We start from the raw sequence: 13,517 nt of genomic DNA, 5'->3' as shown, positions 1-13,517 counted from the left end.
GGAGCGTTCCCGTGCAGTGACCGCGTGACCCTAGCACGGATGTCAGCCCTGTCCACCGGCCCCACGCATGAGCGCCGCCAACAGGCGCGGCTCGGCCCCGATGCCATGTGCCTCGACCTGATCCGCCGCCGCCTGACGTACTGCGTCGGGCTTGTTCTGACTCAGCTTCCAGGTGCCATCCACATCCGTGACCTGCATTCGGCACGGCACGATCAACCGCATCATCCGCTCCAGCGCGGTTTCGTCCATCTTGCCGGTGGTCCATGGCGGCTTGGGTGCAAGCCGATCCTCAAACAGCGCCGATTGCCGGTCCAGCAGATCGCGCAATTCCGTTTGCGGACGCCGTTCCAGCACCCCGGTCAGATGCACGGCGATATAGTTCCATGTCGGCACCTGATCCACGATCCCGTACCAGTCCGGCGAGACATAGGCATCCGGCCCGCTGACCGCGATCCTTGCCGCCAACGGGGTATCCAGCGCGCGCGCCATCGGATTGCTGCGCACCAGATGCAGGTCCACAGTCGTCCCCTCCAGCAGAAAGGGCACATGCGACAGCATGGGCGCGCCGTCGCCTTGGACTGACAGCACGCCAAATGCCCGTTCTCGTGCAAAGGCCAGGTTGCCTTTTGCCTCTGCCGTATGAAAAACCGGGTTAGGATGCATTGCGTCTCTCCATCGCTTCTACAGGCTCTTGCAGAAACCTGAGGATATTGGCAAGACTGACACCGTTCTCAGGGCGGGGCGAAACTCCCCACCGGCGGTATGCAGATCCGATCTGCGAGCCCGCGAGCGCAACGGGGTTCGTACTGGAAATCCGTTGGTCAGCAGATCTGGTGAGACGCCAGAGCCGACGGTTACAGTCCGGATGAAAGAGGACGAGCATGCGTGCCGCGCCAGCGGTACGAATGCCCGTGATCGCCTTGGGTGAACGTGTCGCAACCAAAGGAGATCACCGATGACACTCACCCGCTATGCCTTTGCCAAGGCCCAATGGCATGCCGATATCGTCGACCGCGCGCTGACCGGGTTTTGCGACCTCATCCCCGCCGCGCAGGTCGATGTCTTCGACGTGCCAGGCGCATTTGAGCTGCCGCTGATGGCACGCGACCTGGCAATGACCGGGCGCTATGGTGCCGTCGCCTGTGCCGCGTTTGTGGTCGATGGCGGCATCTATCGTCACGACTTTGTCGCCCAGGCGGTTGTCGATGGCCTGATGCGCGCGGGGCTGGACAGCGGGGTGCCGGTTCTGTCCGTGTCCCTGACCCCGCACCACTATCAGGACACCGACCATCACAACGCGATCTACCGGGCACATTTTGTCGAAAAGGGACGCGAAGCCGCCCGCGCCGCACTGGCCATCACAGAATCGCGCGCGCAAATCGCGGCCTAACCCAGATAGTCGCGCAACGCCGGGGGCGGGTTGTCCAACAGCCCGCCCGTTTCCTGCGGCGGATGCGCCATCCCGCCTTCGACCAGGACCACCTGATCGGCAATACGGCGGGCATCTTCGGGGGCGTGGCTGACCATCAACAGGGTCGCACCGCTTTCGCGCACCAGCTCATCCACCAGATCCAGCATCTCGTTCTTCAACGCCGGCCCCAGCGCGGCAAAGGGTTCGTCCAGCAACAACAGCGGCCGCGCCTGCACCAGAACCCGCGCCAGCGCCGCGCGGCTTTGTTGCCCCCCCGACAACTCGGCCGGTTTGCGATCTGCCATCGAGGCCAACCCGACCCGCGAAATTGCATTTGACACCTGTTCAGACTGTGCGGCAGTCAGCCGCAGATCCGGGTTCAGCCCCAGACCGACATTCTGCGCCACGCTCAGATGCGGGAACAGATTGCCGTCCTGAAACAGCATCGCGACCGGTCGCTTGCCCGGTTCAACGGCGTTCAGCACGTCGCCGCGCCACACCAATCGTCCGCGCACCACCGGGTGAAATCCCGCAATCGCACCGATCAGGGTCGACTTCCCGGCACCGGACGGTCCGATCACAGCGATTTTCCGCTCCGCGGGCACCACGAAATCCGCACGCATCAGAAAGCCACCATTGTCGATTTCGAGCTGTTCAAGCTTCAGCATGCCACCGCCCTCCGCGATCCAGACTCCAGAACAACGCCATCGACAGCATCAGCAGCAACAACGCCGCACCGGCGGCCGCCTGCATCTGATAGGCCCCCATCAATCGATACACCTGCAATGGCAGCGTCGCCCGCTCGGGGTCGGCGAACAGCGCGATCACGCCCAGATCGCCCATCGACAACGCCGCCGACAGCCCTGCTGCAAAGCCGATCTGCGCTCGCATCCGGGGCAACAGGACGCGGCGCAGGAACGGTCCACCCGCCATGTCCAAAGACAGCGCCAGCGGCCCATACCGCGTCACAACCTGCCGCGCACGCGGCACCAGAATACGCAGCGCAAAGGGCAAGGCCATCACCGCATTGACCAATGCCGTCACCGGCAGGGCCAGCGCAAACGGGTCGGCCAACGGGTACAGGATCACGAACAGCCCGGTCCCGATGACCAGCGGCGACGCAGCCAGGCCCAACAGCCCGGCCAGTTCCACCAACCGTGCCCGCCCCAATGCGACGGCAATCGCCATCGGGATCGCAAGCGCCAGGGTCGCACCTGTGCTGAGCACGGCAACCAACAGCGAATTCATCGTCGCCACAAAAACCGACCCGGGCAAAAGAGCAAGGCCCGGCACGCCAGCCATCACAATGGCCGCCAAGGGCATCAACAGGAACAGCGTCACCGTTCCGATGATGCCACCATCCATCAACCGCGCACCGGTGCTGTTCGCATCCCACCGCTGAACCGGGCGATCCAGTCCGCTGCCGAACCCTTCGCCCTGCGCCGCCCGCAACGCAATGAGCGCGGCGCATCCGGTCAGTACAATCTGAACACAGGACAACATCGCCGCCCGGGCCAGATCGAAATCGAACCGGAAAGCCTGATAGATCGCCAACTCGATGGTCGTCGCCTTGGGGCCTCCGCCAAGCGTCAGAGCCACCGCAAAGCTGGTCAGACAAATCGCAAAGATCACCGCCAGCACGCTGGGCACGATACGCAGCAGCATCGGCCACTCCAGCAACCGCCATATGGCCCGCGACCCCGCGCCCAGCTGTGCCGCCAATCGAAACCGTTCCGCCGGAATTTCCTGCCAGCCCTGCAAAATCAGCCGGGTCGCCAGCGGCAGGTTAAAAAACACATGCGCCACCACAACCCCGTGCAACCCATAGATCGACACCGGCGGCAACCCGACCCATCCCAGCGCCATGCTGATCCAGCCATTGCGCCCGAACACGGCCAGCAGCCCCAGCACCGCAACAATCACCGGCAAGATAAACGGCGCGCCCAGCAGCGCGATCAACAGACGCCGTCCCATGAAACGCCGCCGCGCCAGGGCGCGGGCCAGCGGAACCGCCAGCGCCACACTGAACAGGGCCGACAACGCCGCCTGCCCCGCCGTGAACCGCACTGCCGCCCAGTCTGACGCTCCCATCCCGCGCCCGCTCTCGGCGCGCAAGGCAACGGCAAGCAAAGCGCCCAGGATCAGCGCAGCCACCAGAGCCGCCGCACCAAGTCCGGAGCCGGACGTTATTGGCTGAGCGCGCTCAGCCATTCCGCCAGTGCCTCATCGCGCAGGCCCGCAGCCTCGGCAGCGGGGACCAGCAGCGCCTTGTCGGGCTGCACCAGCGTTTCGAATCCATCCGGCAGCCCCCCCGCCGGCGTGACCGCCGGGTACATCCAGTTGGTGGTCGGAATTACAGACTGGAACGCATCGGAAACGACAAATTGCAGAAACGCTTCGGCCAGTTCGGGTTGATCGCTGTTGGCCAACCGCGCGGCGACCTCGATCTGCAGGTAATGCCCCTCGTCAAACTCCGCGGCCGCCTTGCCATCGTCCCCTTCGGCGATCAGGTGATAGGCGGGCGAGGTGGTATAGGATAACACCATGTCTGCCTCGCCATCCAGAAACAGGCCGTAGGATTCGCTCCAACCCTTGGTCACGGTAACGATATTGTCGGCCAGATCCGCCCAGATTTCCGGAGCCTCGTCGCCATAGGCCGATTTGACCCACAACAACAGCCCCAGACCGGGCGTCGAGGATCGCGGATCCTGAATGACGATCTTGGTATCGCTGGCCGCAAGCGCCTTGAAATCGCCCGGCACGTCCGTGTCGGCATTGTGGACAAAAGCAAAATAACCCCAGTCATAAGGTACAAACGTGCCGTCCGACCACGCCAGTGGCAAATCGTAATCTGCGGTCACACCACTAGGCGCGAACAGCCCGGTGTCCTGTGCCGCCTGCGTCAGGTTGGTGTCCAGCCCCAGCACGATATCGGCATCGCTGCGCGCGCCCTCCAGCCTGAGCCGCGCCAGCAGAGCCGCACCGTCCCCTGCACCGACCAGTTTCACGTCGCAGCCACAGGTTTCCTCGAACGCTTTCTCGATCACCGGGCCGGGACCCCATTCGGAAACAAAGCTGTCATAGGTATAAACGGTCAGTTCCGGTGTCTCGGCGTTGGCCGCCGTGGCACAGAAAACGCCCGCTGCAATCGCAAGATACTTCATGGCATCCTCCTATTGCGGCGACAGGGCAAGGATGGAGGCTGATCCAGACCTTCCCTACGCCGGTGTTAGCCGGGTCAGGTTCAACGGGTCCGCGTCAGCGTCTCAGCCAATCAAGGCTCCCCGAGGTGGGACGACACCTAGTTCGCGCCACTTGGTTTGACAAGTACCCACCTCTTCCTCTTGCCCGAAATACTCCGGGGGAGTCGCCCGCAGGGCGGCGGGGGCAGCGCCCCACTTCGCGACAATCGCTTGCGGCATATCCATCCCGCCGCTAAGCACAGGCGCAAAAGGAGTTCTCCCATGTCGATCAACAGTTTTGGCCACCTGTTTCGCGTCACCACATGGGGCGAAAGCCATGGTCCTGCCATCGGGGCCACCGTTGACGGTTGCCCGCCGGGCGTTGCAGTTGACGAAGCGATGATCCAGCATTGGCTGGACCGGCGCAAACCGGGCCAGAACAAATACACCACTCAGCGCCGTGAACCGGACCAAGTCCGCATTCTGTCCGGCGTGTTTGAAGGAATCACCACCGGCACTCCGGTGCAGCTAATGATCGAGAACACCGACCAGCGCAGCAAGGATTACGGCGATATCAAGGATAAGTTCCGCCCCGGTCACGCCGATATCACATACTACCAGAAATACGGCATCCGGGACTATCGCGGCGGCGGACGCTCCTCGGCCCGTGAAACGGCTTCGCGCGTCGCTGCCGGCGGCTTGGCACGCGAGGCGATCAAGACCCTGGCCCCCGACCTCCGGATTACCGGTTACATGGTTCAGATGGGGCCGCATCAGATCGACCGCGACCGGTTCGACTGGAACCAGATCGAACAAAACCCGTTCTGGGTGCCGGATGCCAATGCGGCGATGAAATGGGCCGATTACCTCGACAGCCTGCGCAAATCCGGCAGCTCGGTCGGTGCCGTCGTCGAAGTCACCGCCCGCAACGTCCCGCCGGGATTGGGCGCGCCGGTTTATGGCAAGCTGGACACCGATCTTGCCGCCGCCATGATGAGCATCAACGCCGTCAAAGGTGTCGAGATCGGCGAAGGCATGTCCGCCGCAATGCTGACCGGCGAAGCGAATGCCGACGAAATCTTTATGGGCAATGACGGCAAGCCGGCCTATTCCAGCAACCACGCGGGCGGAATTCTGGGTGGTATCAGCACCGGGCAGGACGTTGTGGTGCGTTTTGCCGTCAAGCCGACAAGTTCCATCCTGACCCCGCGCAAGACAATCACCAAGGCGGGGGCCGAAACCGAAATCATCACCAAAGGCCGCCATGATCCCTGCGTGGGCATCCGCGCGGTGCCGGTTGGCGAAGCGATGATGGCCTGTGTGCTTCTGGACCACATGCTGTTGCATCGCGGTCAGGTCGGCAAGAATCGCGGCCGGGTCGGCTGAAACACATCCTTCCGGCGCATCTGTTCCCGGCCTCTTCAACATATCGCGCGACACCATGAATCCTCCTCCGGCACGCCGGAGGAGAAAACTGGATGCGCGGGTCCGGCTGAAATCTGGCCGGGCCCCGGGAATACAGAGACAGGCGCATCGTTTCTGAGTGCTGAGCCTCCTATCGGAGCGGCGTGGACCGGAAAATAGCTGGAGGCACCTGGCACCCACGCCTCCGATGGAAAGCCGATGAACGTCGTCCAATGGGTTGCCTGCTCGGAACAGGAGTACCAAAAAGTCGTTACACCGAGTCCGGCGGAAGCATGGGACGGCGCGATCCCACATTATGAGCGGGTGACAAACGGTATGAAATACAAGGCTCGATGCTCACTCGAGGCTGATCTACCGACCCATGCTCTCTGAGCGGCTTGCTCGGATTGGTCCAAACGAGATTGAACCGTCGCCGCCCATTGCGGCGGCTTGTCTTTTGCCGGGCAAAGGCGCAAACCACTGTGCATGGTGAAAACCTTAACATCGCATCGACCCGGACTCGCTGTCGTGCTGAAACTCAGCGCGATCTTTCTGTTCACAATCATGTCCGCGCTGATCAAGGCCACTGCGGATGACGTGCCACCGGGCGAGGCCGTGTTTTTTCGCTCGTTTTTTGCCATTCCGGTGATTCTGATCTGGTTGATTGCACAAGGGCAACTGCGCCAGGGATTGCTGACCAAAAATCCGATGGGGCATTTCTGGCGCGGTCTTCTGGGCACCTGCGCGATGGCCATGACATTTGCCGGTCTGGGGCTTTTGCCCCTGCCCGAAGTTACCGCCATCGGCTATGCCACCCCGATTTTCACCGTGATCCTGGCCGCCGTGATGCTGGGTGAAACGATCCGGCTGATCCGGATTTCGGCGGTTCTCGTCGGCCTGGTTGGCGTACTGATCATGGTCTGGCCCCGCCTGGGCGGCGATGCAGGCCTGGCGGATGGGGCACCACTGGGGGCAATGTTGATCCTGGGCGCGACCATGGCGCGCGCGCTGGTACAAATCCACATCCGACAACTGGTGCAAACAGAACACACAGCCGCCATCGTTTTTTATTTCTCGGCCATTGCTTCGGCGATCTCGCTGCTGACCCTTCCCTTTGGTTGGGCCATACCGGATGCGGGCACCCTTGCGTTGCTGGTGTCGGCAGGGTTGATCGGCGGGGTGGCCCAAATCCTCGTTACATCCTCCTATCGCTTTGGCCCCGCATCGATGCTCGCCCCCTATGACTATGCCTCGATGATCTTTGCCATCGTCATCGGCTATGTCTGGTTCGGAGAATTGCCGACCACGGTCATGCTGATCGGTGCCGCGCTGGTGATTGGGGGCAATATCCTGGTGATCTGGCGCGAGCATCAACTCGGGCTGGAACGCGGCAAGGCCCGTTCGGTTACGGATCCCAAAAGCTGACACGAATCCATGGCCCCATGGGTGCAGAAAGACCCCGGAACATTTCCGGGGCCTTTCTGTCTGCGACTGTGATCGGTCGGTCAGAACGCGGCAGAGACCGGATCCAGGGTTACGGACCACAGTTCGGTATCCGCGCGGTCCATCAGCCGCACTGTCATCTGTTGCGTCGCTCCGTCGATGTCCACGATACCAAAGAACTGCAGACCGGCGCTGGGGGGCAGGTTCACGCCCTGCTCCTCGGTTGGGGCCTTGACGTATTTCACCTCCGGACCAAAGGTCGCGTCCAGCGCGTTAGGGCCGAACGTGCCCGCATGCAGCGGACCGGATACGAACTCCCAAAACGGTTCGAAATCCTGGAACTGGGCCTTGTTGGGGTCATAGTAATGGGCCGCAGTATAGTGCACGTCGGCGGTAAACCAGACCGTATTGGTGATGCCGGCGGACTTGATGAACCGCAGCAATTCAGCGATTTCCATCTCGCGCCCCTTGGCCGCCCCATCGTCGGCATTGGCAACGGCTTCGAACTTGGTGTCGCCATCGCGCACCACCAGGCCAATAGGCATATCCGACGCGATCACCTTCCAGGTGGCGCGGGACTGGGCCAGTTCGCGCTTGAGCCAGGCCATCTGTTCCTGTCCCAGTATCCGGGTGGCGTCGGACATTTCAGTCTGGAGATTTTCGGTGTTGCCGCCGCGATAGCTGCGCAGGTCCAGAAAGAAAACGTCCAGCGTCGGACCATAGGCGATCTTGCGATAGACCCGGCCCGGCTCTTGCGGAGTAAAGCGGATCGGGGTCATTTCGTGAAAGGCACGGGCCGCGCGCGATTGCAGCACGAAGGCCGATTTTTCAGTATATCGGTCATCCGCCGTCAGATCCTTGGTGGACGACCAGTTGTTGACCACCTCGTGATCATCCCACTGAAAATAGGTCGGCACGATGGCGTTCAGCGCACGCACGTGTTCGTCCATCATGTTGTATTTCCACTGACCCCGGAATTCATCCAGGGTTTCGGCAACCTTGCGCTTTTCGTCGATCAGAACCGTGTTGTTCCAGGTCGTGCCATCGGCCAGGTCGACCTGGTCCTGCATCGCGCCGTCGGCATAGATCGTGTCGCCCGAGTGGATGAAGAAATCCGGCTGGTGGCGGGCCATGGTCGCATAGGTTGCCATGCCATCCTCATCAATACCCCAGCCCTGACCGGCAGTATCCCCGGACCAGACGAACCGCACATCACGGCGCGCGGACGGCGCGGTGCGGAAGCGCCCGACAAGAGGTTCGCTTACCGCGTTGATGTCGTTCAGATCGGCAGCGGTAAAGCGATAGAAGATATCCTGATCCGAAGGCAGCCCGTCCACCAGCCGCTTGACGGTCATGTCGCTGGTCGGAATCGCATCCAGCGACGCCAGGCGGCGCACGTTTTCAAAGCTCTCGGTGGTCGAGACCTCCATCGTCACACGGGCGGGACGATCGGTGCGGGTCCATATCATGCCGCTGGACATGTCGACATCGCCGGACTGAACGCCGTGGGTAAAGACCGGGCGCGCCGCGGCACGGCTGATCGCGGGCAGGGCCAGGCTGGCGGCAAACGCGGTGCCACCGGCCAGGACGGCGCGGCGAGAAGGACGGATGAGTTTTGTCATGGCTGCTATCCTTGCTTGACAGTATAGCCCGGCAAGAACAGCAGCCATGTAATACTTTGTCGGCGGCCGCATGAAAGATTTGCAACATTCGAAACGCGACGCAGCCACCTGACGATCAGGCGCGCACCAGCTTTTCGTATCCCAGCGCGATGTCGCGGGTCAGCGCGCCAACTTCAAAATTGTAATCGCCGATCTGACCCACCGGTGTGACCTCGGCGGCCGTACCCGTCAGCCAGCATTGCTCAAAGCCTTCCAGCTCTTCCGGCATGATATGGCGCTCGTGCACTTTGATCTGGCGATCCTTCAACATGCCAATCACGGTCTGCCGGGTAATGCCGTTCAGGAAACAATCGGGATCCGGTGTGTGCACCTCGCCATCCTTGACAAAGAATATGTTTGCCCCGGTCGCCTCGGCGACATATCCGCGATAGTCGAACATCATCGCATCCGAGCATCCCTTGGCTTCGGCCGCGTGTTTGGACATGGTGCAGATCATATACAGACCGGCTGCTTTGGCATGGCTGGGAATGGTTTCCGGACTGGGACGTTTCCATTTCGAAATATCAAGCTTGGCGCCCTTCATCTTGGCATCGCCGTAATAGGCACCCCATTCCCAGGCTGCGATCGCCATACGTACCGGATTGCGCGCGCTGGCAACTCCCATGTCTTCGCCAACGCCGCGCCACGCAACGGCGCGAACATAGGCATCGGTCAGCCCGCTGGCAGCCAGAACCTCGACCTTGGCGGCTTCGATCTCGTCAACGGTATAGGGAATCTCGAAATCGATCAGATTGGCCGATCTGCGCAGACGTTCGGAATGTTGGCGCGATTTGAAGATCTTGCCATTGTAGGCCCGCTCACCTTCGAACACCGAACTGGCATAGTGCATGGCATGGGTCAGGATGTGCACGTTCGCATCCCGCCAGTTGATCATTTGCCCATCCATCCAGATTTGGCCGTCACGGTCGTCATATCCCGACATCATTCTTACTCCTGCGAAGCTAGAGATTTTCATTTATTGCGGTATTATGTCCACTTCGGACATAATATTACGCCAAAACTGCAATTCGATACCGCTTCGCCCTTGGAATGTCAACAAGGCTGACGTATGCTGAAACAAACTAGGGATGAGGTCGACAATGTCCGACGGACGCGCTGCGCAGATCTATGGCGGTGAAAGCCTGCTGTTTCTGACAGACGAACAATTGCGGCAGGGCATCGAAGCCATGTTCTTTGCCTATCGCGGCTTTACCGCCGATCCCGACCGTATTTTGGCGGATATGGCCTATGGGCGGGCGCATCACCGCGCGATACACTTCATTAACCGCGCCCCCGGCACGACAGTCAACAACCTGCTCGCCATTCTGGGGGTGACCAAGCAATCGCTGAACCGGGTGCTGCGCACACTCGTGGCCGATGGGCTGGTGGAAAGCCGCGTCGGGACCAGCGACAAACGCGAACGTCATCTGTTCCTGACCGAAGCCGGCCAGTCACTTGAGAGCCAACTGAGCGATGCGCAGCGCGCCCGCATGCGGGCCGCCTTTCGCGATGCTGGTCCCGAAGCCGTGGCCGGTTTCAAACAGGTGCTCGAAGCGATGATGGACACCGACATGCGGCGCGCCTATGTCAAACTGCGGGATGGTTCGTGATGGCTGACCTCGATGCGCATCTTCTGATCGTCGACGATGACGAACGCATTCGCGAACTGCTCAAGAAATTCCTGATGCGACATGGGTTTCTGGTGACGGCCGCACGCGATGCCGCCCATGCCAGGCGGGTTCTGGCCGGGCTGGATTTTGACCTGATCGTGATGGATGTGATGATGCCGGGCGAAGACGGTGTCAGCCTGACACGCAGTCTTCGTGAAACCCACACGACCCCGATCCTGTTGTTGACGGCGCGCGGCGAGATCGAGAACCGGATTGCCGGGCTTGAAGCGGGGGCGGACGACTATCTGCCCAAGCCGTTCGAACCCAAGGAACTGCTGCTGCGGATCAATGCGATCCTGCGGCGCATGCCGGAAACGCCGGTCCAGGACACCGTACCAAAAATTCTACACCTGGGATCGATCCGCTATGATATCGAACGCGGCGAGATGTGGCAGGGCGACGAGCTGGTGCGACTGACCGCAACCGAAAGCCAATTGATGCGGATCTTTTCCGCCTGCCCGGGCGAACCGGTTACCCGCAACAAGCTGGTCGAGGATCTGGGCCGCGACCGCGGTCAGGCGCAAGAGCGGGCAGTGGACGTGCAAATCACCCGCCTGCGGCGCAAGATCGAAGTCGACCCCAAACAGCCGCGCTATTTGCAGACGGTGCGCGGTGCCGGCTATATGCTGGCGCCGGACTGACAGGCCAGTGCCGCCTTCGGCGAGAGTATTTTTGGCAAGAGGAAAACAGTCGTGACATCGAAAACCGCTTTGCTCACCCATGCCGATTGTCTGGCCCACGTGACCCCCGATGGACATCCCGAACAGGTGGCCCGGCTGGAGCATGTGCTGTACGCTCTGCAACCCCTTGAAGTGGCGCGCATCACTGCGCCACTGGCCGCAGACGACGATATCCTGCGCATTCACCCTGCAAGCTATCTGGCCGAGTTGCGCCGCGCATCTCCAAGCGAAGGACACCGGGCACTGGATGCCGACACATGGATGTCGCCGGGGTCGCTGGATGCGGCGTTTCGCGGCGCAGGTGCGATGGTGCGCGCGGTGGACATGGTACTGGGCGGTGAGGCCCCCAACGCCTTTGCCGCTGTTCGCCCGCCGGGCCACCACGCGGAAACGGACACGCCGATGGGGTTCTGCCTGTTCGGCAATGCGGCTCTGGGGGTCAAGCACGCGCTGGATCATCATGGGCTGAACCGCGTGGCGGTGGTGGATTTCGATGTGCATCACGGCAATGGCACTCAGGATCTGTTATGGGACGAGCCGCGCGCCCTATTGATCAGCAGCCAACAGATCCCGCTGTTCCCCGGCACCGGCCGCGCCAGTGAAACCGGGGCCCATGACAATATCCTCAATCTGCCGCTGCCACCCGAATCAGGCGGCGCGCATATGCGACGCGAATACCAGCACAAGGCCCTGCCGCGACTGCGCGACTTTGCGCCCCAGTTGATCATTATTTCTGCCGGGTTCGACGCCCATGCCGACGATCCTCTGGCGCAGCTGAATTGGAGCACCGAGGACTTTGCCTGGCTCACCGCCGAGATCTGCGAGATTGCAGCAGATGTTTGTCAGGGCCGGGTGGTCTCGACTTTGGAGGGAGGCTATGATTTGAACGCGCTGTCCGCATCCGTTCGGGCACATGTACAAGAACTGATGAAGGCCGCGACATGACCGACACCCCCGTATCCGAAATGAGCTTTGAACAAGCGATGAAAGAGTTGGAAACGGTGGTCGACCAGTTGGAACGCGGCGACGTGGCGCTGGACGCATCAATCACGCTGTATGAACGCGGGGCTGCGCTGAAGAAGCGCTGCGAAGACGAATTGAAGCGGGCCGAGGAAAAAGTTGCGGCGATCACGCTGGACGGCGACGGCAACCCGGTTGGAACCACGCCCGTCGAAGGGTTGTAAATGTTCCGCCACAGACTGGCCGATGCCGCAGGGCGGATCGAGGCACAATTTGCCCATGTTCTTGGCAAACTCGATCCCGTGCCGGTGGTGCAGGCGATGGGCTATGCGATGCGGGGCGGCAAGGGGTTGCGCGGATTTCTGGTGCTGGAAAGCGCGCGGTTGCATGGTATCGAAGCCGATCGGGCGATCTGGCCCGCCACGGCAATTGAGGCGTTGCACGCCTATTCTCTGGTACATGACGACCTGCCCTGCATGGATGACGACGACCTGCGCCGCGGCCAGGCGACGGTGCATGTCAAATGGGACGAAAGCACAGCGGTTCTGACGGGCGATGCCCTGCATAGCCTGGCCTTTGAACTGGTCAGCCATCCGAACTGTGGCCCCGCAGCGGTTCGGGCGGAGCTGACGCACAGTCTGGCCAGGGCCAGCGGCGCACAGGGCATGGTGCTGGGCCAGGCGTTGGATATCGCGGCTGAAACGGCCGATATCCCTCTTTCGCTAGACCAGATCACTGCGCTGCAATCGGGCAAGACCGGAGCACTTATTGAATGGTCGGCCTGCGCGGGCGCGCTGTTGGCACAGGCCGATCCGGAATTGCTGCGCCGATATGCGCAGGCCATGGGGCTTGCCTTTCAGATCGCCGATGACATTCTGGATGTCGAGGGTGACGCCGAAAAGGCCGGGAAACGCCTGCAAAAAGACGCCCGGGCGGGCAAGGCGACCTTTGTGTCACTGCTGGGTCTCGAGGGAGCACGAAGCCGGGCCACCGATCTGGTGGATCAGGCTTGCGATACGCTGGCACCATATGGCGCTCAGGCGGAAACCTTGCGCGACGCCGCCCGTTTCGTTATTGCGCGCGACAACTGACGCAGCCCCGCAAGG

13 protein-coding genes, 1 pseudogene and 2 riboswitches are annotated in these 13,517 nt (G+C 61.7%); of the genes and pseudogenes, 8 read left to right on the top strand and 6 right to left on the bottom strand.

Translation table 11 applies throughout. The features are described 5' to 3' along the window. Positions 1 to 42: 42 nt before the first annotated feature. On the bottom strand, positions 43 to 663 hold the full coding sequence (locus NANH_RS0115090; RefSeq protein WP_027262803.1) for an FMN-binding negative transcriptional regulator: 621 nt from the start codon (positions 661 to 663) through the stop codon (positions 43 to 45). A gap of 60 nt (positions 664 to 723) precedes the next feature. Further along, positions 724 to 881: riboswitch (FMN riboswitch) on the top strand. A gap of 71 nt (positions 882 to 952) precedes the next feature. Between NANH_RS0115090 and NANH_RS0115085 the strand changes: the two are divergent. Then, positions 953 to 1,390: pseudogene (locus tag NANH_RS0115085) on the top strand (6,7-dimethyl-8-ribityllumazine synthase); the annotation flags it as partial. Here NANH_RS0115085 and NANH_RS0115080 read toward each other — a convergent pair. From NANH_RS0115080 to thiB, 3 genes are read right to left on the bottom strand one after another with little or no spacing between them, the layout of a single operon-like run. Continuing rightward, positions 1,387 to 2,079, bottom strand: coding sequence for a thiamine ABC transporter ATP-binding protein (locus tag NANH_RS0115080; RefSeq protein ID WP_027262801.1), 693 nt, complete (start codon positions 2,077 to 2,079; stop codon positions 1,387 to 1,389). The pseudogene NANH_RS0115085 and the gene NANH_RS0115080 sit on opposite strands and share 4 nt — an antisense overlap. Then, positions 2,066 to 3,622: a thiamine/thiamine pyrophosphate ABC transporter permease ThiP gene (locus NANH_RS0115075; RefSeq protein ID WP_027264255.1), complete on the bottom strand. Its 1,557-nt coding sequence runs from the start codon at positions 3,620 to 3,622 to the stop codon at positions 2,066 to 2,068. Before NANH_RS0115075 ends, NANH_RS0115080 begins: the two co-directional genes overlap by 14 nt. Next, entirely contained in the window at positions 3,598 to 4,575 is a 978-nt protein-coding gene (gene thiB, locus NANH_RS0115070; protein WP_027262800.1) for a thiamine ABC transporter substrate binding subunit, read from the bottom strand. The genes NANH_RS0115075 and thiB overlap by 25 nt, the downstream gene beginning before the upstream one ends. Before the next feature lie 34 nt (positions 4,576 to 4,609). Then, positions 4,610 to 4,708, bottom strand: a riboswitch (TPP riboswitch). Between the two features lie 167 nt (positions 4,709 to 4,875). On the opposite strand from thiB, the gene aroC reads away from it, so the two are divergent. Next, on the top strand, positions 4,876 to 5,979 hold the full coding sequence (aroC, locus tag NANH_RS0115060; RefSeq protein WP_027262799.1) for a chorismate synthase: 1,104 nt from the start codon (positions 4,876 to 4,878) through the stop codon (positions 5,977 to 5,979). 504 nt (positions 5,980 to 6,483) lie between these two features. After that, positions 6,484 to 7,422 (top strand): DMT family transporter, encoded by a 939-nt coding sequence (locus tag NANH_RS0115055; RefSeq protein WP_027262798.1) that lies wholly within the window; start codon positions 6,484 to 6,486, stop codon positions 7,420 to 7,422. Positions 7,423 to 7,502: 80 nt separating this feature from the next. On the opposite strand, the gene NANH_RS0115050 is transcribed toward NANH_RS0115055, so the two are convergent. Further along, complete coding sequence (locus NANH_RS0115050; RefSeq protein WP_027262797.1) at positions 7,503 to 9,062, bottom strand: alkaline phosphatase D family protein; 1,560 nt, start codon at positions 9,060 to 9,062, stop codon at positions 7,503 to 7,505. A 115-nt stretch (positions 9,063 to 9,177) separates the two neighbouring features. Further along, positions 9,178 to 10,047: a branched-chain amino acid aminotransferase gene (locus NANH_RS0115045; RefSeq protein WP_027262796.1), complete on the bottom strand. Its 870-nt coding sequence runs from the start codon at positions 10,045 to 10,047 to the stop codon at positions 9,178 to 9,180. A 154-nt stretch (positions 10,048 to 10,201) separates the two neighbouring features. Between NANH_RS0115045 and NANH_RS0115040 the strand changes: the two genes are divergently transcribed. The 5 genes from NANH_RS0115040 to NANH_RS0115020 are packed head-to-tail and all read left to right on the top strand — an operon-like array spanning position 10,202 to position 13,502. After that, complete coding sequence (locus NANH_RS0115040) at positions 10,202 to 10,711, top strand: MarR family winged helix-turn-helix transcriptional regulator (protein WP_027262795.1); 510 nt, start codon at positions 10,202 to 10,204, stop codon at positions 10,709 to 10,711. Continuing rightward, complete coding sequence (locus tag NANH_RS0115035; protein WP_027262794.1) at positions 10,711 to 11,412, top strand: response regulator; 702 nt, start codon at positions 10,711 to 10,713, stop codon at positions 11,410 to 11,412. Before NANH_RS0115040 ends, NANH_RS0115035 begins: the two co-directional genes overlap by 1 nt. A 51-nt stretch (positions 11,413 to 11,463) precedes the next feature. Next, complete coding sequence (locus NANH_RS0115030) at positions 11,464 to 12,396, top strand: histone deacetylase family protein (RefSeq protein WP_027262793.1); 933 nt, start codon at positions 11,464 to 11,466, stop codon at positions 12,394 to 12,396. Next, positions 12,393 to 12,635: an exodeoxyribonuclease VII small subunit gene (locus tag NANH_RS0115025; protein WP_027262792.1), complete on the top strand. Its 243-nt coding sequence runs from the start codon at positions 12,393 to 12,395 to the stop codon at positions 12,633 to 12,635. Before NANH_RS0115030 ends, NANH_RS0115025 begins: the two co-directional genes overlap by 4 nt. Continuing rightward, positions 12,636 to 13,502, top strand: coding sequence for a polyprenyl synthetase family protein (locus NANH_RS0115020; protein ID WP_027262791.1), 867 nt, complete (start codon positions 12,636 to 12,638; stop codon positions 13,500 to 13,502). It abuts the gene before it with no gap. The last annotated feature ends 15 nt before the right edge of the window (positions 13,503 to 13,517 follow it).

Source organism: Sedimentitalea nanhaiensis DSM 24252 (genome assembly GCF_000473225.1).
In the GTDB taxonomy this organism is placed as follows: Bacteria; Pseudomonadota; Alphaproteobacteria; order Rhodobacterales; family Rhodobacteraceae; genus Sedimentitalea; species Sedimentitalea nanhaiensis.
Note: the sequence above shows the minus strand (reverse complement) of the source record. Positions and strands in the feature narration are given on the sequence as shown.

Excerpts from the sequence above, each read along its gene's own strand:
- NANH_RS0115075 (WP_027264255.1), bottom strand. The coding sequence starts at position 3,622 with ATGGCTGAGCGCGCTCAGCCAATAACGTCCGGCTCCGGACTTGGTGCG.
- NANH_RS0115025 (WP_027262792.1), top strand. The coding sequence starts at position 12,393 with ATGACCGACACCCCCGTATCCGAAATGAGCTTTGAACAAGCGATGAAA.
- NANH_RS0115050 (WP_027262797.1), bottom strand. The coding sequence starts at position 9,062 with ATGACAAAACTCATCCGTCCTTCTCGCCGCGCCGTCCTGGCCGGTGGC.
- NANH_RS0115080 (WP_027262801.1), bottom strand. The coding sequence starts at position 2,079 with ATGCTGAAGCTTGAACAGCTCGAAATCGACAATGGTGGCTTTCTGATG.
- thiB (WP_027262800.1), bottom strand. The coding sequence starts at position 4,575 with ATGAAGTATCTTGCGATTGCAGCGGGCGTTTTCTGTGCCACGGCGGCC.
- aroC (WP_027262799.1), top strand. The coding sequence starts at position 4,876 with ATGTCGATCAACAGTTTTGGCCACCTGTTTCGCGTCACCACATGGGGC.
- NANH_RS0115020 (WP_027262791.1), top strand. The coding sequence starts at position 12,636 with ATGTTCCGCCACAGACTGGCCGATGCCGCAGGGCGGATCGAGGCACAA.
- NANH_RS0115040 (WP_027262795.1), top strand. The coding sequence starts at position 10,202 with ATGTCCGACGGACGCGCTGCGCAGATCTATGGCGGTGAAAGCCTGCTG.
- NANH_RS0115035 (WP_027262794.1), top strand. The coding sequence starts at position 10,711 with ATGGCTGACCTCGATGCGCATCTTCTGATCGTCGACGATGACGAACGC.
- NANH_RS0115055 (WP_027262798.1), top strand. The coding sequence starts at position 6,484 with ATGGTGAAAACCTTAACATCGCATCGACCCGGACTCGCTGTCGTGCTG.
- NANH_RS0115090 (WP_027262803.1), bottom strand. The coding sequence starts at position 663 with ATGCATCCTAACCCGGTTTTTCATACGGCAGAGGCAAAAGGCAACCTG.
- NANH_RS0115045 (WP_027262796.1), bottom strand. The coding sequence starts at position 10,047 with ATGATGTCGGGATATGACGACCGTGACGGCCAAATCTGGATGGATGGG.